Source organism: Micromonospora sp. NPDC049201 (assembly GCF_055586805.1).
Genome location: NZ_JBVJHM010000007.1, coordinates 337,080 through 356,418 on the forward strand (window position 1 = coordinate 337,080; position 19,339 = coordinate 356,418).

The 19,339-nt window shown below is 74.6% G+C and carries 17 protein-coding genes and 1 pseudogene; 16 read left to right on the top strand and 2 right to left on the bottom strand.

Annotation, left to right across the window (positions count from 1 at the left end; translation table 11 throughout):
- Window position 1: 1 nt before the first annotated feature.
- Entirely contained in the window at window positions 2-619 is a 618-nt protein-coding gene (locus ACZ6O5_RS17640) for a hypothetical protein (RefSeq protein ID WP_465978327.1), read from the bottom strand.
- A gap of 246 nt (window positions 620-865) precedes the next feature.
- Here ACZ6O5_RS17640 and ACZ6O5_RS17645 point away from each other — a divergent pair, with 246 nt between their 5' ends.
- From ACZ6O5_RS17645 to ACZ6O5_RS17665, 5 genes and pseudogenes are all read left to right on the top strand, one after another.
- Window positions 866-1,684, top strand: a complete 819-nt coding sequence (locus ACZ6O5_RS17645) for a hypothetical protein (RefSeq protein ID WP_465978329.1) — start codon at window positions 866-868, stop codon at window positions 1,682-1,684.
- Between the two features lie 93 nt (window positions 1,685-1,777).
- Window positions 1,778-3,583 carry an aspartate--tRNA ligase gene (aspS, locus tag ACZ6O5_RS17650; protein ID WP_465978331.1) on the top strand — a complete coding sequence of 602 codons (1,806 nt, stop codon included), beginning with the start codon at window positions 1,778-1,780 and terminating at the stop codon, window positions 3,581-3,583.
- 115 nt (window positions 3,584-3,698) lie between these two features.
- Window positions 3,699-4,085 (top strand): annotated as a pseudogene (locus ACZ6O5_RS17655) (dTDP-4-dehydrorhamnose reductase); the annotation flags it as partial.
- Window positions 4,086-4,158: 73 nt separating this feature from the next.
- The gene (locus ACZ6O5_RS17660) at window positions 4,159-4,770 is read left to right on the top strand and encodes an ArsR/SmtB family transcription factor (protein WP_465978333.1); all 612 of its coding nucleotides are present in this window, start codon (window positions 4,159-4,161) and stop codon (window positions 4,768-4,770) included.
- A complete protein-coding gene (locus tag ACZ6O5_RS17665; RefSeq protein ID WP_465978335.1) occupies window positions 4,767-6,140 on the top strand; it encodes an MFS transporter in 1,374 nt (457 codons plus the stop codon). The genes ACZ6O5_RS17660 and ACZ6O5_RS17665 overlap by 4 nt, the downstream gene beginning before the upstream one ends.
- Here the strand turns inward: ACZ6O5_RS17665 and ACZ6O5_RS17670 are convergent.
- The gene (locus ACZ6O5_RS17670; protein ID WP_465978337.1) at window positions 6,137-6,877 is read right to left on the bottom strand and encodes a GNAT family N-acetyltransferase; all 741 of its coding nucleotides are present in this window, start codon (window positions 6,875-6,877) and stop codon (window positions 6,137-6,139) included. The genes ACZ6O5_RS17665 and ACZ6O5_RS17670 overlap by 4 nt on opposite strands.
- Before the next feature lie 26 nt (window positions 6,878-6,903).
- Here ACZ6O5_RS17670 and ACZ6O5_RS17675 point away from each other — a divergent pair, with 26 nt between their 5' ends.
- The 11 genes from ACZ6O5_RS17675 to ACZ6O5_RS17725 all read left to right on the top strand — a co-directional run bounded on the left by ACZ6O5_RS17675 (window position 6,904) and on the right by ACZ6O5_RS17725 (window position 19,175).
- On the top strand, window positions 6,904-7,473 hold the full coding sequence (locus tag ACZ6O5_RS17675) for a GNAT family N-acetyltransferase (protein WP_465978340.1): 570 nt from the start codon (window positions 6,904-6,906) through the stop codon (window positions 7,471-7,473).
- A 63-nt stretch (window positions 7,474-7,536) separates the two neighbouring features.
- Window positions 7,537-7,758, top strand: coding sequence for a hypothetical protein (locus ACZ6O5_RS17680; RefSeq protein WP_465978342.1), 222 nt, complete (start codon window positions 7,537-7,539; stop codon window positions 7,756-7,758).
- A gap of 74 nt (window positions 7,759-7,832) precedes the next feature.
- The gene (locus ACZ6O5_RS17685; protein ID WP_107161294.1) at window positions 7,833-9,335 is read left to right on the top strand and encodes a replication-associated recombination protein A; all 1,503 of its coding nucleotides are present in this window, start codon (window positions 7,833-7,835) and stop codon (window positions 9,333-9,335) included.
- Window positions 9,336-12,142: 2,807 nt separating this feature from the next.
- The gene (locus ACZ6O5_RS17690) at window positions 12,143-12,760 is read left to right on the top strand and encodes a hypothetical protein (protein ID WP_465978496.1); all 618 of its coding nucleotides are present in this window, start codon (window positions 12,143-12,145) and stop codon (window positions 12,758-12,760) included.
- Between the two features lie 149 nt (window positions 12,761-12,909).
- Entirely contained in the window at window positions 12,910-13,371 is a 462-nt protein-coding gene (locus tag ACZ6O5_RS17695; RefSeq protein WP_107160180.1) for a DUF948 domain-containing protein, read from the top strand.
- A gap of 31 nt (window positions 13,372-13,402) precedes the next feature.
- Window positions 13,403-13,708: a hypothetical protein gene (locus ACZ6O5_RS17700; protein ID WP_107160014.1), complete on the top strand. Its 306-nt coding sequence runs from the start codon at window positions 13,403-13,405 to the stop codon at window positions 13,706-13,708.
- Window positions 13,705-16,386 (top strand): alanine--tRNA ligase, encoded by a 2,682-nt coding sequence (alaS, locus tag ACZ6O5_RS17705; protein ID WP_465978344.1) that lies wholly within the window; start codon window positions 13,705-13,707, stop codon window positions 16,384-16,386. Before ACZ6O5_RS17700 ends, alaS begins: the two co-directional genes overlap by 4 nt.
- Window positions 16,387-16,463: 77 nt before the next feature.
- Window positions 16,464-16,937, top strand: coding sequence for a Holliday junction resolvase RuvX (gene ruvX, locus ACZ6O5_RS17710; RefSeq protein WP_465978498.1), 474 nt, complete (start codon window positions 16,464-16,466; stop codon window positions 16,935-16,937).
- Complete coding sequence (mltG, locus tag ACZ6O5_RS17715; RefSeq protein WP_465978346.1) at window positions 16,921-18,120, top strand: endolytic transglycosylase MltG; 1,200 nt, start codon at window positions 16,921-16,923, stop codon at window positions 18,118-18,120. The genes ruvX and mltG overlap by 17 nt, the downstream gene beginning before the upstream one ends.
- Window positions 18,120-18,929, top strand: coding sequence for a shikimate dehydrogenase (locus tag ACZ6O5_RS17720; protein WP_465978348.1), 810 nt, complete (start codon window positions 18,120-18,122; stop codon window positions 18,927-18,929). Before mltG ends, ACZ6O5_RS17720 begins: the two co-directional genes overlap by 1 nt.
- 57 nt (window positions 18,930-18,986) lie before the next feature.
- Window positions 18,987-19,175 carry a hypothetical protein gene (locus ACZ6O5_RS17725; RefSeq protein WP_465978350.1) on the top strand — a complete coding sequence of 63 codons (189 nt, stop codon included), beginning with the start codon at window positions 18,987-18,989 and terminating at the stop codon, window positions 19,173-19,175.
- Window positions 19,176-19,339 lie beyond the last annotated feature (164 nt).

Genomic DNA, 19,339 nt, shown 5'->3' on the forward strand with positions numbered 1-19,339 from the left:
GTCAGGCCGGGGTGATCCGGGTGTCGGTGAGGATCACGATCGAGTCGGGAAACTGGCACTCCACGGACAGGATGAGGCCGTCGGCGCCGGCCACGTCGGCGGCGAGCTTCCCGGGCGCGCCCTCCCGGGCGTCCACGAGCGCACGCTTCAGCCGGTCCACGCCGCTGTCGTCGGGCCGGCGGACCGCCGCGTACGCGGTGACCCGTACCGGGGCCTGCGGGTCGTCCGGGGAGTGCGCCCGTACGGTGAGCGTCAGATCCTGGTAGCGACGCCGCAGTTCGTAGGTCACCTCACGCTGTTTGTCCCCGGAGACGTTCTCCGGGCACCGGACGGCGACCGCCCGGTCCAGACCGGCCGTGCCCTTGAGCGCCCGGGGGAGGTCGACGGTGTTCCCGGCGCCCGACGCCACCGGCAGGCTGTCCAGGTGCACCCAGGCGGGCCCGGACGTCGGGGCGGCGGGGCCGGTGGTCGGGGCGGCGGCACCGTCCGGGCTCGGCGCGCCGGTCACCCCGGCCGGGGTGTGGGCGGGGTCCGGCTCCTGGCGTTCCCAGCCGAAGTAGTCGCGCAGCAGCGCCAAGCCGGCGATGACGACGCCGACGATCGCGGCGGCCGTGGTCACCCACAGCCCCCACCTCGGTCCGTTGTCGCCTCGGCCTCGGCCGGAACCGGCGGGCTGCTCCTTGTCGACGGTCGCCACGCCTCTCCCCGAATGTCCGTTGCCGACGCGATTGCGCCCGTGTTTCTATCATCGCCACGGTCCACAAGCGACTCTGTTCGCCTGCTGTGTCCGCTTGGCGACAGCGCGACCGCTCTGATCCTGCGATAACCGCAGTTCGTCAACCGTCGACTGTCAGGAGACGCCTTCATGAGCGAGTCCCGCGGGCCGAACGACCCCCGGCCGAACTTCCCGGGAGCGGACCCGCCACCCGGCGCGCCCGGCCCGTCCGGCGGTCCCGGACGGCCCGTCGGGGTCCCCCGCTCGGGCGGCCGGGGCCTCGGCGTGCTCGCCCTGGGCGTCGCCGGACTCGCGCTGCTGCTCGCCCTCGGCTCGGCGATCTTCGCCTGGCGGGCCATCGACCAGGCGCAGGACGCGAAGGACATCGCGCTTCGCTCGGGGCCGACGGTGAGCGCGTCGGCGACCGGCGAGCCGGACGGCGGTGCCCAGACGCCCACCAGCAGCGCGCCGACCGAGGCGAGCGGCACCACGCCCGACGACACGCCCCGCTCACCGGGGGAGGCACCCCCGCTCGACGAGCGGACGGTCTACCGACCCAGCTACCAGAAGCAGCCGCTGGTCCTCAAGGCGTCCTGCGGCAACTCGATGTACGCGGATCTGGACGAGCCCCGGACCAGGAACGACGCCACCGGGGCGGACATCCGGTTCACCCGGGGCTGCGGCAACGAGCCCTCGACGCTCCGGCTGGAGGACGGGGTGGAGGGCACCGACGCGACCTCCGCCGGCGCGACGCCCCAGGAGTGCGCCGAGAAGATCCGCACCGCGCTGATCGGCGAGTACCAGCGGATTCCGGTTCGCAAGGGCACGACGATCTGCGTCACCACCGACTACGCGTACGCCAAGGCACACGGCGATCCGTGGCGGATGGCGCTGATCGAGGTGACCGGCGTGGCGAACGACGGCTCGACCACACTCCAGGTGACCGGCTGGGACATCCCGGACGCGTGAGCCGGAACGGCGCGGGTTGGCCGGGTGGCGCGGGGGACGCTCCGCAGAGCTGACAGAATGCGGGGACAGCCCCACGATGAGGAGACGCCAGCCGTGATCCGTACCCACAATGCCGGAAGCCTGCGCGCCGCGGATGCCGGCTCGACGGTGACGCTCGCCGGGTGGGTGGCCCGCCGGCGCGACCACGGCGGGGTCATCTTCGTCGACCTGCGCGACGCCTCCGGCGTCGTGCAGGTGGTGTTCCGCGAGGAGGACGCGCACGCGCTGCGCAACGAGTTCTGCGTCAAGGTCGTCGGCGAGGTGACCCGGCGTCCCGAGGGCAACGAGAACCCGGACCTGCCGACCGGTGAGGTCGAGGTGACCGCCACCGCGCTGGAGGTGCTCTCCGAGGCCGCGCCGCTGCCGCTGCCGGTGGACGACCAGGTCGAGGCCGGCGACGACATCCGGCTCAGGTACCGCTACCTCGACCTGCGTCGCGGCGGCCCAGCGAAGGCGATGCGGCTGCGCTCGAAGGCCAACCAGCTCGCCCGCACGGTGCTGCACGAGCGGGACTTCCTGGAGATCGAGACGCCCACGCTGACCCGCTCCACGCCGGAGGGGGCGCGCGACTTCCTGGTGCCGGTGCGTCTCCAGCCGGGGAGCTGGTACGCGCTGCCGCAGTCGCCGCAGCTGTTCAAGCAGCTACTCATGGTCGGCGGCATGGAGCGGTACTACCAGATCGCCCGCTGCTACCGCGACGAGGACTTCCGCGCCGACCGGCAGCCGGAGTTCACCCAGCTCGACATCGAGATGTCCTTCGTCACCGAGGACGACGTGATCGACCTCGGCGAGGCGATCGTGGCGAAGCTCTGGTCCGAGCTGGCCGGTCACGAGATCGCCCGGCCGATCCCGCGGATCACCTGGCACGACGCGATGGCCCGCTACGGTTCCGACAAGCCGGACCTGCGCTACGGCGTCGAGCTGACCGAGTTGACCGACTACCTGCGCGGCACCGCGTTCCGGGTGTTCGCCGGCGCGATCGACGCGGGTGGCTACGTCGGCGCGGTGGTCATGCCGGGCGGTGCGAGCCAGACCCGCAAGGAGCTGGACGGCTGGCAGGACTGGGCCAAGGCGCGCGGCGCGCGTGGCCTGGCGTACGTGGTGCTGGACGCGGAGACCGGCGAGGCGCGCGGCCCGGTGGCGAAGAACCTGTCCGAGGCGCACCTGTCCGGCCTGGCCGACGCGGTCGGCGCGAAGCCCGGCGACGCGATCTTCTTCGCCGCGAGCACGGAGACCCGCGAGGCCCAGGAGCTGCTCGGCGCCGCCCGGATCGAGATCGCCAAGCGGACCGGCCTGGTCGACGAGAGCGCCTGGGCGTTCTGCTGGGTGGTCGACGCGCCGATGTTCGAGAAGACGGACGACGGCGGCTGGACCGCCGTGCACCACCCGTTCACCTCGCCGAACGCGGAGTGGGTGGACCGCTTCGAGTCCGCGCCGGACCGGGCGTTGGCCTACGCGTACGACATCGTCTGCAACGGCAACGAGATCGGCGGCGGCTCGATCCGTATCCACCGCGGCGACGTGCAGCAGCGGGTGTTCGACCTGCTCGGCATCACCGCCGAGGAGGCGCAGGACAAGTTCGGCTTCCTGCTGGAGGCGTTCAAGTACGGCGCCCCGCCGCACGGCGGCATCGCGTTCGGCTGGGACCGGGTCTGCATGCTGCTGGCCGGCGCGGACTCGATCCGCGAGGTGATCGCGTTCCCGAAGACGCGCGGCGGCTTCGACCCGCTGACCGGCGCGCCGACGCCGATCACCGGGCAGCAGCGCACCGAGGCCGGCATCGACGCCAAGCCGAAGACGCCCGCCGCGCCGCACGCCGGCACCGCCGGTCCCGCCGCCCCGGTCGCCGACCCCACCTGAGCCTGCCCTTCCGGCCGGCGTCCGAGCTGTTGATCACGAGGTTGGCGGGACGCCGGCGCGGCATGCCGCCCCGCTAACCTCGTGATCGTGGCGCAGCGGGGCGGGACGAGGCTGCTGGCTGGTGCACCTGTCCGGCGACGCGCTGCACGCCGGGCGTCCCGCGCCGTACGCCGATGACGAGCCGCCCACGCCGGTGTATCCGTACGGGGCGGCCAAGGCGGCGGCCGAGACGGCGGTGCGGGCGGTGGACCCGGGGGCGGTGCTGGAGCTGCTGCCGACCGATCTGGCCGGCCCGCTGAACGTGGCCGGCCCGGACCAGGTGAGCCGCGCCGACGTCGGTCGCCTGCTGGCCCGTCGGCTCGGCGTCGACCCGGCCGGGCTGCGCACCATCACCACGGCCGCCGCCGGTCTGCACCGCCCGATCGAGGTACGCCTCGACTCCGCCCGCGCCACCGGCCTGCTCCGGACCCGCCTGCGCGGCGTCGCCGAGCTGTTCGCCTGACCGTCCGCATAGATGCACACTTTCTTTGCACGAGTCTTGTGCACAGAAAGTGTGCACAGATATTGTGCATTGCATGGAGAGCGAACAGACCCGCCCCGAGCCGCGCCGGGTCCGGCTGGACCACCAGCAGGTGCGCGTGCTGGCCCACCCGCTGCGGATGCGCCTGGTCGGCGCGCTGCGGGTCAGCGGGCCGGCCACCGCCACCCGGCTCGCCGAGCTGCTCGGCACCAACACCGGCGCGACCAGCTACCACCTGCGGCAGCTCGCCGAGGTGGGCATGGTGGTCGAGGACCCGGAGCTGGGCACCGGGCGGCAGCGGTTCTGGCGGGCCGCGCACGACGTCACCCAGTGGGAGGCCAGCGACTACGACGACGACCCGGACGCCCGCGCCGCCATCGAGTGGATCGAGGCGGACTACATCCGCTTCTTCACCGAGCACGCCGAACGGTGGGCCGCCCAGCGCCACGAGTGGTCGCCGGCCTGGCGCGACGCGTTCGGCATGGGCGACTTCTTCATGCGGATCCCGGCCGCCCGCCTCGAGGCGATCAAGGCGGAGGTGTTCGCCCTCTTCGAACGGCACCGGGACGAGACCGACCCCGCCGACCCCGACGGCGAGTTGGTGCAGCTCTACCTCGCCGCGTTCCCGCTCAGCCCGGTCCTGCCGCCCGCCGAGGAGAAGCCGTGAGCACCCTGTCCGTACGCCAGGTCCGGTTCCGTTACCTCACGTTGTACGGTCTGCGCTGGCTGCCCAGCGGCCTGCTGATGACCGTGATGATCCTGCTGATGCAGGAGCGCGGGCTGTCGCTGTCCCAGATCGGCCTGGTCGCCACCGCACAGGGCCTGGTGGTGCTGGCGCTGGAGTTGCCCACCGGCGGGCTCGCCGACGCGCTCGGCCGCAGACCGGTGTTGCTGGTCGCCTGGGTGGTCGCCCTGGCCTCCCTGGCGCTGATGGCGGTGGCCGACTCGTTCTGGATGTTCTTCCTGGTCTGGGCGTTGCAGGGCGTCTACCGGGCGCTCGACAGCGGCCCGCTGGAATCCTGGTACGTCGACGCCACGCTGGCCGCCGACCCGGACGCCGAGTACGAACGCGGCCTCGGCTGGGCCGGCACCGTCATCGGCGTCGCCATCGGCGCCGGCGCGCTGCTCGGCGGCGGGCTGGTCGCGCTCGGCCCGCTCGGGCCGGTCAGCGCGTTGACCGGACCGGTGCTGGTCGCCGCCGCGCTCCAGGCCGTCTCGATCGTGGCGTTGCTGACGCTGATGCGGGAGCAGCGCCCCACGTCGGGCCCGGCCACGGTGCGGGCCTCGGTGGCGCAGGCGCCCCGGATGGTCGGTCAGGCCGTCGGCCTGCTGCGCCGCAACCGGGTGCTGCTGGCCCTGGTCTCCGTCGAGCTGTTCTGGGGCTTCGGCATGGTCACGTTCGAGTCGCTGCTGCCGATCCGGCTGTCCGAGGTGGTCGGTGGCGCCGACCGGGCGGCGGCGCTGCTCGGCCCCGCCGGCTCGGCCGCCTGGCTGGCCAACGCGGCCGGCGCCGCGCTCACCCCGGTCCTGCTGCGTCGCTTCGGCGCCGCGCCGGCCGCCGCGCTGCTGCGGGTGCTCCAGGGCGTGACAGTGGTCGGCATGGGCCTGCTCGCCGGCCCGGTCGGCGTGCTGATCGCCTACCTGGCCTGCTACACCGTGCACGGCGCGTCGAACCCGCTGCACATGGGGCTGCTGCACCGGCAGGTCGACGGGCCGTACCGGACCAGTGTGCTGTCGCTGAACTCCATGATGGCCCAGCCGGCCGGCGCGCTCGGCGCGGTGGTGCTCACCGCGCTGGCGGACGCCACCAGCGTCCGCGTCGCGATGCTTGTCGGCGCGGTGGTGCTGGCCGTGGCCGCCCCGCTCTACCTGCCGGCCTGGCGTGCCAACCGGGCCGCCGCGCGGTCCGAGGCCGCGCCGCCCGTGGTGGGCCCGGTCCCGGCGACCGGTCCCGACGGCAGCCCCGCCGGCCCCGCGCCGGCGGCCGTGCCGGTGTCGGCACCATCGGCCGGGGCCGCGACCGTGGGCCGCTCCTAGCCCAGGTGGACCGTGGTACGCGGCGCGGTGCCGGTGAACCCCAGTCGGCGGTAGAGCCGGAGCGCGCCGACGTTGACGGTGTAGACCCCGAGCGCCACGTGGTCGTACCGGGTGAACAGGGCGTACGTCATGCCGGCGGTCAACGCCCCGCCCAGCCCTCGACCGCGATGCCCGGGCGCCACGGTCAGCCCGGCCAGGAAACCGATGTCGCCCCGGCTGCGGTCGGCGCCGCAGGCGATCAGGCGGTCCCCGTCCCGGATGCCGTACCAGTCGACGACGCCCGGGTCGCCCGGCCGGGACGTGGTGCTCGGAAAGGCCTCGTCGACGAGCGCCGCCAGCGCGGGGTGGTCGGCCCCGGTGAGCCGTACCACCCGCTCCTGCTCCGGCTGGTGCGGTGGCGGCCCGGTGGTCCAGAGGAAGTCCCAGTCGCTGGAGCGGCCCACCGGCAGGTACGCGCCCAGCGCGTCCGGCGCGACCCGGGGCAGGCTCACCGACTGGCCGGCCCGGAGCGTCCCGTCCGCCCGCTGGGCGGCGAGCACCTCCAGCGCCGGGCCGGGCGCGCCGATCGCGCCGCCGGCCGACCACTCGCCCGGCGGCAGCAGCCACCCGACCGTGTCCCCGCGTCGCCACCCCCGCGCGGGCTGGTCGCGCCGCAACGCGTGCCGGGCGTACGGGTGGTGGCCGGTCGCGGCGAGCACCGCCTCCCGCCCGGTCAGCACCTCGTCGACCGTGATCATGTCGCCAGCCTACGAGAGGACCAGCCGTGACCCCCCTCCGCTCCGTCCGTACGGTCCGCCTGCCCGGTGCACGCTGCACGCTGCGCGAGTGGACCGACGCGGACGCGCCCGTCCTGCACGAGTTCCTGACCGAGCCCACCGTGGTCGACGGCGTGCTGGACGAGGAGATCCCGACCCCCGAGGTGGTCCGCGAGGCGATACCGGCCTGGCGGGAGACCGCCGGCGGGCAGCCGCGCCCGGAGTACCGGCTCGCGGCGGTCGACGGTGACCTCCTGCTCGGGCTGGGCGTACTCACGGTGACGTCGGTGGCGCACCGGCGCGGGGAGGTCGGCTACGCGGTGCGGACCGCGTACCGGGGCACCGGGATCGGCACCGAGATCACCCGGTTGCTGCTGGACCTCGCGTTCGCGGGGGTGGGGCTGCACCGGGTGGAGGCGACCGCCCAGCCGGACCATGTCGCGTCCCGCCGGGTGCTGGAGAAAGCCGGCCTGCACGCGGAGGGGGTGAGCCGCGACCACCTCCTCGTCCGTGGCGTCTGGCGGGACTCCGCGCGGTACGCGGTGCTCGCCACCGACCATCTCCACGGTGGAGATTGACGAACAGACCGATCGGGTACATCCGTCGCCGACCTACTGGGAACCCCCACCGGAGGAAACGACATGCTCGCCATTCTCGCGGCCATCGTGTTCGGCTTCGCGCTGCTTCTCGACTTCATGAACACCGACCTCGGCGCCCCCGACCTGTTCAACACGCACACCCTGATGCTGATCGGTTTCCTGCTGCTCTCGCTCTACCTGGCCGGGGTCGGCGCCGGCCCGCGCGGCGGCGGGGGCGGCGGGGGCGGCCGGTGGTACCGGGGCCGGCGGCCGGGTCGCGGCTGACCGGAAAAGACCACAGGGGTCGGGTCGGCGGCGCGATTCCGGCGCCGTCGGCCCGGCCCGGTACTGTTCCCGTGATGGAATCCGACGCCCTCTTCACCCTCGGCGAGCCCGCCGGAGCGCCCGGCGCACCCGCGGCCTCCGGCGGCGTCGACAGTTTCACCGACACCCGCGCGGATTCACCGCTGCCGGTCCGGATGCGGCCGGCCGGCCTGGACGAGCTGATCGGGCAGGACCACCTGCTCGCCCCCGGCGCACCGCTGCGCCAGCTGGTCGAGGGGGCCGCGCCGATGTCGGTCATCCTCTGGGGTCCCCCCGGCAGCGGCAAGACCACGATCGCCCACCTGGTGGCCCGCACCACCGACCGGCGCTTCGTGGCGATGTCCGCGCTGACCGCCGGTGTGAAGGACGTCCGCGCCGTCATCGAGACCGCTCGGCGGCAGCGCCGCTCCGGTGGCCCGCCGACCGTGCTCTTCATCGACGAGGTGCACCGGTTCAGCAAGACCCAGCAGGACTCGCTGCTCGCCGCCGTCGAGGACCGCACGGTCACGCTGCTCGCGGCGACCACGGAGAATCCGTACTTCTCCGTCATCTCGCCGCTGCTCTCCCGCTGCGTGCTGCTCACCCTCCAGGCGCTCGACGACGACGCCGTGCGCGGGCTGCTGCGCCGCGCGGTGGCCGACGAGCGCGGGCTCGGCGGCGCGCTGGTCCTGGCCGAGGACGCGGAGGACCATCTCGTCCGGCTCGCCGGCGGCGACGTGCGCAAGGCGCTCACCGCGCTGGAGGCGGCGGCGGCCACCGCGACCGCCACCGGCGCGGCGCGGATCGACCTCGCCGTGGCCGAGCAGGCGGTCGACGTGGCGGCCGTGCGCTACGACCGGGACGGCGACGCGCACTACGACGTGACAAGCGCCTTCATCAAGAGCATGCGGGGCTCGGACGTGGACGCGGCACTGCACTGGCTGGCCCGGATGCTGGTGGCCGGCGAGGACGCCCGGTTCATCGCCCGCCGGATGGTCATCTTCGCCAGCGAGGACGTCGGCATGGCCGATCCCACCGCGCTGACCGTGGCCACCGCCGCGGCGCACGCCGTGGAGTACGTCGGCCTCCCCGAGGCACAGCTCAACCTCGCGCAGGCGGTCATCCACCTCGCCACCGCCCCGAAGTCGAACTCGGCCACGACCGCCATCGGGGCCGCCGTCGCCGACGTGCGCGCCGGTCGCGGCGGCTCGGTTCCGCGCGGGCTGCGGGACGCCCACTACTCCGGGGCACGCGGGCTCGGCCACGGGGCCGGCTACCGGTACCCGCACGACGACCACCGGGGGGTGGTCACCCAGCAGTACGCTCCGGACGACCTCGTCGGGACCGACTACTACCGACCCAGCGGGCACGGCGCGGAGCGGGCGGTGGCCACCCGGCTGCCGGTGCTGCGTCGGATCGTCCGCGGGTTGCCCGCACCGGTGACGCGGGGGGAGGCCGGTACGCCGGTCGCCGCGTCCGGGGTCCGGGCAGGCGGCACCGAGCAGGTCGGCGGGGCGAGTGAGGGCGGCGGCGACGCCACCGAGGGGGGTCAACAGTGATGGCGCGTGGTCCGGATCGGCCGGCGGACGGCCCTGACGAGCGGCGCGATCCGAAGGCCAAGGGCCGCCGGTGGGGACGCGGCCGGTCCGCCGAGGCCGAGCCGGACCAGGCGGTCGCCGGCGAGGAGTTCGGCTGGATCGACGACCTGCGTAGCGCCAAGCAGCAGCGCGGCGAACTCGGCCCGGAGGGGGAGACGCCACCGGGTCCGCGACCCGGTGCCGCCCGCGTCCCCGAGCCGGATCGGCCGCCCCGTCCGGGCGCGGCACCCCCACCCGGCCCCGGCGGCCCCGGCCCCGGTGCGCCGTCGGCGCCCGGCGGAGCGGCTCCGCCACCTCCGGCCCCGGGCCGGGCGGCTCCACCGGCGCCGCCAGCCGGCCGGTCGGCTCCGCCACCTCCCGTACCGGGACGACCGGGCGCGTACGCCCCGGGACCCGGTGGTCCGGCCGCACCGCCGTCGGGCACCGGTGGGCCCGGCCCGCAGCCCCCGATGCCCGGCCGTCCTGGCGGCCCGCCGCCGGCCCCCGGTCGTGCCGCCGCGCCGGCTCCCGAGCCCGGTCGCCCCGGCCCGCAGCCTCCGACGCCCGGTCGCTCCGGTCCGCCGCCTCCGGCACCCGGCCGGTCCGGTCCGCAGCCTCCGACGTCCGGTCGGCCCGGCCCGTCGCCGGCTGCCGGCCAGCCGGGTCGCGCCCCGCAGGCACCCGGTGCACCCCGCCCCACCGGCGCCGGTGCAGCCGACCGGACCGACGCGACGATGCCGCCGGTGACGAGTCGCTCCGGCGCGGTGGCGCCCCCGGGCCCCGGTGGTCCCGCCCCGGCGCCGCCGGTACCCGGCCGCTCCGGTCCGGAGCGCCCCCCGGGCGCCGGCCGTCCCGGCTCGGACCTGTCTCCGGGCGCCGGCCGTCCCGGCTCGGACCTGTCTCCGGGCGCCGGCCGTCCCGGCTCGGACCTGTCTCCGGGCGCCGGCCGTCCCGGCTCGGACCCGCCTCCGGGCGCCATTCGTCCCGGCCCGGCAGCGCCCCCCGGCGGCCCCGGTCCCCGTCCGCAGGCGGCCCGGCGTGGTCCCGACACGACCGGGTCCGGGCCGGCGGCGCCGCCGGTCCGTCCCGCCGGCCCCGAGCCGGTCACGCCGCGCCGTCCGGTGGAGGGGCCCTGGCCCGGTGTGCCCGAGCCGCCCCGGCCGGACGGCCCGCCGCACCGTCGCGGCCCGGACGGCCCCACCGGTCGGCAGCCGGCGGTCGCGGGTCGGCCGGCCGGTCCTCCGGTCGCACCCCCGACCGGCCCGCCCACCGGACGAACCGGACCCGACCGCGCCGCTGCCGAGCAGGGTCCGGCATGGCCGTCCCCCGGGGACGGCGGCGCCTCCCGGACGGCGACGCCTCCCACCCCGCTCGGTCGGCACGGCGTCGAGACGCCCGGTTCCCACGCCGCGGGCCTGGACACCGGAACCCGACCCGCCGCCACCGGTCGCCGCGCGTCGCCCGACCCGGGCGCGGTCCGGCCGGTCTCCGGCGCGGGCCGCCGGGCGCGACCCGACGACGAGCCGACCGGCGCGACGGCGTCCCCCGGCGGTGGACGACGCTCCCGCCACGAGGCGACCCCGCCCGCCGGTGGCCACCGCTCGCCGGAGGGCGCGGTCGACCCCGCCGCCCGGCCGGTCTCGGGCGCCGGCCGGCGGACCGCCGCCGAGCCGGACCGGCCGACCGCCGTGCCCCGCAGCGGGAACGCCCCGGAGCTTCCCGGTGCCACCGCGCCCGTCTCCGGCGCCCCGGCGGAGGGGGCGGGCCCGCCCGCTTCCCGCCGCGCTCCCGCCCGTGGCCGGCGGGCCGCTCCCGACGCTCCCGGTTCCGCGGGTGCCGCCGCTCCCCCGGGCCGGGCGCCGCGCCCGGCGGCCGACGAGGCGGGTGAGCCGCGTGCGCAGCGCCCGGAGCGGCCCGCCGACTGGCTGCGCCAGGCCGGCCGCGCGTCGCACACCGACCCCGCCATGCCGGCCGCCCGTCGGCCGGCCGGCCCGTCGGTCGACGAACCGGCCGGCGGCCCGGACCGCGCGCCGACCGGCCGCGCCGTGGCCGGGCCGCCCGTTCGACCCGAGCCGGCGGGCCGATCCCAGCCGCCGGGGCCGCCGGTCCGGCCCGAGCATCCCGTCCGGCCCGAGCATCCCGTCCGACCCGAGCCGGCCGGCCGGTCCCAGCCGCCCGGTGCGCCCGTTCGAGCCGAACATCCCGTCCGGTCCGAGCCGCCCGGCCCGGCCCGAGGCGCGGCCCGAGCCGGGGTACCGCCGGTGGCCGGAGAGCGCGGCGCGGCGGGTCCGGTCCGCGCGGGCGTACCCCCGACGGGGCCGGGCGGTCCCGGCCCGCAGGGCGACCCCGAGCGCACCGGTGGCCTGACGGTGCGGGGAAGTCGTCCGGACGGGCGCGGTGCGGTCCGTCCCGACGACTCCGTCGCGCCGGGCGGTGCGCCCCGTCCGGCGGGAGCGCCCGAGCCACGACCGGCCGCCGGACCGACGGTGGCCCGGGCCGCCGCCGGGGTGGCTCGACCGGCCGGGCCGGACGAGCGGACCGCTGACCGTCCCGCCGGGCGTGCTGTCCCGCCCACCCCGGAACCGGTCCGGGCCGCTGCCGCCGCGCCCGTCGGCGGGGTGCCGGGGGCGCCGGCGGTGGCGCGGGCGGCTGCGGTCGTACCGCCGGGGGAGGCCGCGGGGCCGCGGCCCGGCGCGGGCGGCGAGCCCGTGCCGCGACCGGCCGGCCCCGGTGCGGACGGGGCGGAGGCCGGTGGCCTGCGCGGCGCCCGCTCCGAACTGCGTCGGCAGATGCGCGAACGGCGCCGGCTACGGATGGGCCTCCTCGCGCTGGTCAGTCTGGTGCTGCTGGGCGCGGTCCCGCTCTACTTCGGGATGCGGACACTCAGCCGGGACCCGGTCTTCGACACGCTCGACGCCCTCGACGTGCCGTCCTGGGCGGCGACGAAGACGGTCGACAACGTCAGCGGCAGCCGCTGGTGCCTCCAGGACTGCCGGCTGCGGGAACGCGCGGTCGAGTCCGAGCAGGGGTGGAAGCAGACCGTGGCCGTCTACGAGCAGGCCCTGGCCAAGGACGGTTGGCGGCGTTGGAAGGTCGACCGCTGCCCGGAGGAGCAGGTCGAGGGCAGCTACACCTGCTGGCGGCGGGACGAGCTCACGCTCGACCTGTGGGTTCGCGACCCCGCCTGCACGCCACCGCCGGTGGACGGGGAGCCGGCGCCGTCCGCGCCGCCCGCGCCCGCAGCGGCGACGTGCACCGGCTCGTTGGTGTCGGTGAAGGTGCGCAACGCGATCGACGACGAGCGCACCGGCCCGACGCCGACCACCGATCCGTCACTCACCGGTGAGGATCCGTTCCCCACCCTCACCGACGACCCGCTCGGCGAGCCGACCCCCTCACCGTCGTGAGCCGACTTCCCTCACGGACGGTAGGGTCTGGGGCTGGCGCGCCCGCCCGTGCCCGGTGACCACCGGGCCGGCGGGGTGCGACGTGGGCAGGTACGGTCGCGCGTTCCGGGGCGTCGGGTCCCGGGACAATGCTTGAGGAGGACATGCGCGTGAGTGGTGGAGAGATCGCTGCGCTGATCGCGGCCGGTGCGTTCCTGATGCTGGTGCTCGTGCTGGCGGTGCCGATCCTGCGGCTGCGGCACACCGTCGACGCGACGACCCGCATGATCGGCGACCTGAACGAGCGCACCGGGCCGCTGCTGGGGGACGTGAACACCACGGTGAAGAACGTCAACGTGGCGCTGGAGCAGGTGCAGACCTCGCTGGACGGGGTGAACCTCCAGCTCGCCAAGGTGGACACCATGACCAGCCACGCGCAGAACGTCACCGCGAACGTGGCGAACCTGGCCACCGTGGTCTCCGCCGCGGCGGCCAACCCGCTGGTGAAGGTGGCCGCGTTCGGTTACGGCGTGCGCAAGGCCGCCTCCGCCCGCCGGCACGCCGAGACCGAGCGCGAGGTGCGCGACACCATCAAGCAGCAGCGTCGGGCCGCCAAGCGCGGCAACCGCTGACCCCACCGGCGTACGCGGGAAGGATGAGAGCATGAGGCGGTTGTTCTGGCTGGGCATCGGGCTGGCCGTGGGCGTCCTGGTGGTGCGTAAGGCCACCCGGACCGCGCAGGCGTACACCCCGGCGGGCATCGCCAACGGGCTGTCCGAGTCCGCCGGTGGCCTGGTCGAGTCGGTGCGCGCCTTCGTGGACGACGTCCGGGTCTCGATGGCCGAGCGCGAGCAGGAGATCCACGAGGCCTTCGCCCGCGGCGAGGCGTACGACGACGAGTTCGCCGAGCTGCGGGAGGACCCGCGGATCGGTGACCGGCAGATTTTCCCGGAGGAGCACCAGCGATGAAGACGGCGGAGATCAAGCGGCGGTTCCTCGCCCACTTCGAGGCGAACGGGCACGCCGTGGTGCCGTCCGCTCCGCTGCCCGCCATCAGTGACCCGAACCTGCTGTTCATCAACGCGGGCATGGTGCAGTTCGTGCCCTACTTCCTCGGGCAGCAGTCCCCGCCGTTCGACCGGGCGGCCAGTGTGCAGAAGTGCATCCGGACGCCGGACATCGACGAGGTCGGCAAGACCAGCCGGCACGGCACGTTCTTCCAGATGAACGGCAACTTCTCGTTCGGTGACTACTTCAAGGACGGGGCGATCCCGCTCGCCTGGGACCTGGCCACCAAGTCGGCCGAGGCGGGCGGCTTCGGGCTGGACCCGGAGCGGATCTGGGCGACGGTCTACCTCGACGACGACGAGGCGTACGACATCTGGCGCGCCACCGGCGTGCCGGCCGAGCGGATCGTGCGCCGCGGCAAGGCCGACAACTTCTGGTCGATGGGCATCCCCGGGCCGTGCGGCCCGTGTTCGGAGCTCTACTACGACCGCGGTCCGGCGTACGGCCGCGAGGGTGGCCCGGAGGTCGACGAGGACCGCTACCTGGAGTTCTGGAACCTCGTCTTCATGCAGTTCGAGCGCGGTCCGGGTGTCGGCAAGGAGGACTTCCCGATCCTCGGCGACCTGCCGGCGAAGAACATCGACACCGGCATGGGCCTGGAGCGGATGGCCTCGCTGTTGCAGGGCGTGGACAACCTCTACGAGATCGACGAGGTCAAGCCGATCCTGGACCGGGCGGCCGAGCTGACCGGCAAGCGGTACGGCGCGCACTCCGGGCACGCGGCCCACCAGTCGCACCCGGACGACGTGCGGCTGCGGGTGATCGCCGACCACGTGCGCACCGCGCTGATGCTGATCGGCGACGGCGTCACCCCGTCGAACGAGGGCCGCGGCTACGTGCTGCGCCGGATCATGCGCCGGGCGATCCGCTCGGTGCGGCTGCTGGGCTACCAGGACCGGGCGCTGCCGGAGCTGCTGCCGGTGGCCCGGGACTGCATGGCCCCGTCGTACCCGGAGCTGGCCGAGGAGTTCGGCCGGATCTCGCAGTACGCGTACGCCGAGGAGGACGCGTTCCTCGCGACGCTGCGCGCGGGCACCACCATCCTGGACACCGCGATCGCGGAGACGAAGTCGGCCGGCAAGCCGGCGCTCTCCGGCGACAAGGCGTTCCAGTTGCACGACACGTACGGCTTCCCGATCGACCTGACCCTGGAGATCGCCGCGGAACAGGGCCTCCAGGTGGACGCCGACGGGTTTCGCCGGCTGATGGCCGACCAGCGCAGCCGCGCCAAGGCGGACGCGCAGGCCCGCAAGACCGGGCACACCGACGTGTCGGCGTACCGGTCGGTGCTCGACGGCGGCGGGCCGGTGGAGTTCACCGGCTACACCGAGCTGAACCGGGAGTCCCGGGTGCGCGCGCTGCTGGCCGGCGGCGCCTCGGTGGCCGCCGCGGCCGAGGGGGACACGATCGAGCTGGTGCTCGACACCACCCCGTTCTACGCCGAGGGCGGCGGGCAGCAGCCCGACCAGGGCCTGATCACGGTCGGCGGCGGGCAGGTCGAGGTCTTCGACGTGCAGCAGCCGGTGCCCGGCCTGATCGTGCACCGCGCCCGGGTGGTGCGCGGCGAGGTCCGCGCCGGGGAGACCGGGTACGCGGAGATCGACGCGTCCCGCCGGCGGGCCATCTCCCGCTCGCACACCGCGACGCACCTGGTGCACCAGACGATGCGGAACTTCCTCGGCGAGTCGGCGACCCAGGCGGGTTCGCTGAACGCGCCGGGCCGGCTGCGGTTCGACTTCAACACCCCGACCGGGGTGGCGCCGAGCGTGCTGCACGACGTGGAGCAGCAGGTCAACGAGGTGCTCCTGGCCGACCTGGAGGTGCACGCGTTCGTCACCAGCCAGGAGGAGGCCCGCCGGATCGGCGCGATGGCGTTGTTCGGCGAGAAGTACGGCGAGCGGGTCCGGGTGGTCGAGGTCGGTGACTACGCCCGGGAGCTGTGCGGTGGCACGCACGTGGCCCGCTCGGCCCAGCTCGGCCTGGTCAAGATCCTCTCCGAGGCGTCGGTCGGTTCCGGTGTGCGCCGGATCGAGGCGCTCGTCGGCATGGACGCGTTCGGCTTCCTGGCCCGCGAGCACCTGCTGGTGTCCCGGCTGGCCGAGCTGTTCCGGGTGCCGGGCGAGCAGGTCGCCGACCGGGTGGAGCAGACCGTCACCCAGTTGCGGGACGCGGAGAAGGAGCTGGAGAAGCTCCGCGCCCAGCTCGTGCTCGGTGGGGCGGGCGCGCTCGCGGCGCAGGCGAAGGACGTGCGCGGCGTCGCGTACGTGGGCACCGAGGCGCCCGAGGGCGCGGCGGCCAACGACGTGCGGACCCTCGCGCAGGAGATCCGGGGCCGGATCGACGCGGCCCGCCCGGCGGTGGTCGCGGTGGCGGCCCGGGCGAACGGCAAGGCGTCCCTGGTGGTGGCCGTCAACGCCGCCGCCCGGAGTCGGGGCCTGAGCGCGAAGGACCTGGTCAAGGCCGCGTTCTCCGGTCGGGGCGGCGGCAGCGACGACCTGGCCCAGGGCGGCGGCCTGCCCGCCACGGAGGCACCGAGCCTGCTGGCCACCGTGGAGAAGGCCGTCGCCGATTCGGCATGAGCGAACGCACCGATCGATGCCAGGGCGGACCGGATGGTCCGCCCTGGCCCGTACCGGCTGAAGGAGGTGCCCGGCAGATGGCTGAATTCGACCGTGGTGTCCGGTTGGGGGTGGACGTGGGCCAGGTCCGCGTCGGGGTGTCCCGGTCCGACCCGCACGGCATCCTCGCCACTCCGCTTGTCACGCTGGCCCGGGACCTGACCGCCGAACCGGACACGGTGCCCGCCGACATGGCCGAGCTGGTCCGGTTGGCGGCCGAGCACGAGGCGGTCGGGATCGTCGTCGGCCTCCCGGTCAACCTCGCCGGAAAGCACGGGCCGGCGGCGGCGAACGTATCGGCCTATGTCACCCGTTTGGCCGATGTAATGGGGCCGATTCCGGTGACGCTGACGGACGAGAGGATGTCGACCGTCGTCGCAAGTCGTAGGCTGGCCGAGCGGGGCGTCCGGGGAAAGCGTCAACGAGCGGTGGTCGACCAGGCCGCCGCGGTGGAGATTCTGCAGAGCTGGTTGGACGCACAGCGGAGGCGGACGGATGATCGACGATCTTGATCTGGGCTTCGACGAGCAGGACAGGGGGGAGAAGGGCCGGCACCGGCGCGGCGCGGTGCGCCGCCGCCAGGGCAAGTCCGGCGGCAGCCGGGGCAAGACCCTCCTCGCGCTCGCGCTCGCGTTGATCCTGCTCGGCGGCATCGGTGGGGGCGCCTACTACGGCTTCGACCGCGTCCAGAACTACTTCGTCACCCCCGACTACGACGGCTCCGGCACCGGCGAGGCGATCGTCGAGATCAAGCAGGGCGCGCTGATCGCCGACATGGCCGACGCGCTGGTGGCCGCCGACGTGGTGAAGAGCACCAAGGCGTTCATCGAGGCCGCCGAGGAGAACGCGCGCAGCAAGAACATCCAGCCCGGCACGTACAAGCTGCGCAAGCAGATGAGCGGCGACGCCGCGGTCACGGCCATGCTGGACCTGAAGAACAAGATCGTCAACGGGCTCACCATCCCCGAGGGGCGCACCGCCAAGAACGTCTACAAGCTGCTCTCCGAGAAGACCGACATCCCGATCAAGGAGTTCGAGACCGCGGCGAAGGATCCGGAGGCGCTGGGCGTACCGGACTGGTGGTTCAAGCGCTCCGACGGCAAGAAGATCAAGCCCTCGATCGAGGGTTTCCTCTTCCCCGACACCTACGAGATCCCGCCGAAGGCCACCGCCACGACGGTGCTCAAGCTGATGGTGGAGAACTTCCTCACGGTCACCGGCGAGATGAAGTTCGCCGACCGGGTGCAGGCGGAACGCGGCGGGGTCAGCCCGTACGAGGCGCTTGTCGTCGCGTCGCTGGCGCAGGCCGAGGCGGGCAACAAGGACGACCTGGGCAAGGTCGCCCGGGTCGCCTACAACCGGGTCTACGGCGAGTTCCCCTGCAACTGCCTGGAGATGGACGTCACGGTCAACTACTACCTGGAGCTGACCGGCCAGAGGACCAAGGCGTCCAAGGACATGACGCCGGCCGAGCTGGACAATCCGAAGAACCCGTACAACCGCAAGCTGCGCGGTCTGGTGCCCACGCCGATCAACAACCCCGGCAAGCAGGCCCTGGAGGGTGCGATGGCACCCCCGCCGGGCAAGTGGCTCTTCTTCGTGGCGATCGACAAGGAAGGCCACTCGGCTTTCGCCGAGACCTACGAGGAGCAGCGCCGCAACGAGCAGAAGGCCAAGGAGGCCGGGATCATCTGATGGCCGCCCCACACCGCGCGGCGGTGGTCGGCCGTCCGATCGCCCACTCGCTCTCCCCGGCGATCCACCGCGCCGGGTACGCGGCGGCCGGGTTGACCGGCTGGTCGTACACGACGATCGAGGCCGGCGCGGACGAGCTGCCCGGCCTGGTCGCGGGCCTCGGCCCGGAGTGGGCCGGGTTGTCGGTGACCATGCCCGGCAAGGAGGCGGCGCTCGCGCTGGCCGACGAGGTCTCGCCGGTCGCCGCCGCGGTCGGCGCCGCCAACACGCTGGTGCGCCGACCCGACGGCACCTGGTACGCGGACAACACCGACGTGACCGGCATGGTCGAGGTGCTCACCGGCGCCGGCTGCGTGACCGGCGCGGTGGTGACAGTGCTCGGGGCCGGGGGCACCGCCCGGGCGGCGATCGCGGCGGCGGCGCGGATCGGGGCCGCCGAGGTGACCGTGGTGGCCCGCCGGCCCGAGGCGGTCGACGAGCTGCGCCCGGTGGCGGCGGCGGTCGGGGTGCCGCTGGCCGGCGCGGAGTGGGACGGCGCGCCCGCGCACGCCCGCGCCGACCTGGTGATCTCCACCGTGCCGAAGGGCGTCGCCGACCCGCTCGCCGACAACTTCGACTGGCGGCCGGAGACGGTGCTGTTCGACGCGTTGTACGACCCGTGGCCGACACCCCTGGGCGCGGCGGCGCTGGCCGCCGGCTGCCGGGTGATCTCCGGTCTCGATCTGCTGCTGGCCCAGGCGGTCGGCCAGTTCGAACACTTCACCGGCGTCGCCGCCCCCCGTGCCGCGATGCGCGCCGCCCTGCGGTGAGGCGGGTTCCACTCCACCGCTGGGTGGATAAGGAAGCAGTTGGGTCATTGTGCCCGGGTGGGTGACGATGAATCGGAAATCAATATCCGTCGTTTAGCTTCGGCCACCAGGGCGTCATTGAAACTTAGTTCCGCGGCATTTCCGGCGACTGTCACCAGTGGTGATTGTTTCTCCCTGTCGGCCCTGTTTTCGCTGTTCAGGGCCGCAGATTGGTGGCTCGCCGAATCACGCAGAGTTGCTTATTGACGCTCGTCTTCGAGGGACCGTAGCGTTCGGCCCACTATCAGCCCTAAGAACACGGGGGAGGGCCTAGAGTGGCTCCTGCGCGCGCGAAAACAGTCCTGTCACTGCGAAGATGGAATCGGTTCGTCGGTTCCCGGTCGGGACGGGTCGCCACCGTGGCCCTGGCC

Excerpts from the sequence above, each read along its gene's own strand:
- ACZ6O5_RS17645 (WP_465978329.1), top strand. The coding sequence starts at position 866 with ATGAGCGAGTCCCGCGGGCCGAACGACCCCCGGCCGAACTTCCCGGGA.
- ACZ6O5_RS17660 (WP_465978333.1), top strand. The coding sequence starts at position 4,159 with ATGGAGAGCGAACAGACCCGCCCCGAGCCGCGCCGGGTCCGGCTGGAC.
- ACZ6O5_RS17670 (WP_465978337.1), bottom strand. The coding sequence starts at position 6,877 with ATGATCACGGTCGACGAGGTGCTGACCGGGCGGGAGGCGGTGCTCGCC.
- ACZ6O5_RS17680 (WP_465978342.1), top strand. The coding sequence starts at position 7,537 with ATGCTCGCCATTCTCGCGGCCATCGTGTTCGGCTTCGCGCTGCTTCTC.
- ACZ6O5_RS17685 (WP_107161294.1), top strand. The coding sequence starts at position 7,833 with ATGGAATCCGACGCCCTCTTCACCCTCGGCGAGCCCGCCGGAGCGCCC.
- ACZ6O5_RS17690 (WP_465978496.1), top strand. The coding sequence starts at position 12,143 with ATGCGCGAACGGCGCCGGCTACGGATGGGCCTCCTCGCGCTGGTCAGT.
- ACZ6O5_RS17700 (WP_107160014.1), top strand. The coding sequence starts at position 13,403 with ATGAGGCGGTTGTTCTGGCTGGGCATCGGGCTGGCCGTGGGCGTCCTG.
- alaS (WP_465978344.1), top strand. The coding sequence starts at position 13,705 with ATGAAGACGGCGGAGATCAAGCGGCGGTTCCTCGCCCACTTCGAGGCG.
- ruvX (WP_465978498.1), top strand. The coding sequence starts at position 16,464 with ATGGCTGAATTCGACCGTGGTGTCCGGTTGGGGGTGGACGTGGGCCAG.
- mltG (WP_465978346.1), top strand. The coding sequence starts at position 16,921 with ATGATCGACGATCTTGATCTGGGCTTCGACGAGCAGGACAGGGGGGAG.
- ACZ6O5_RS17720 (WP_465978348.1), top strand. The coding sequence starts at position 18,120 with ATGGCCGCCCCACACCGCGCGGCGGTGGTCGGCCGTCCGATCGCCCAC.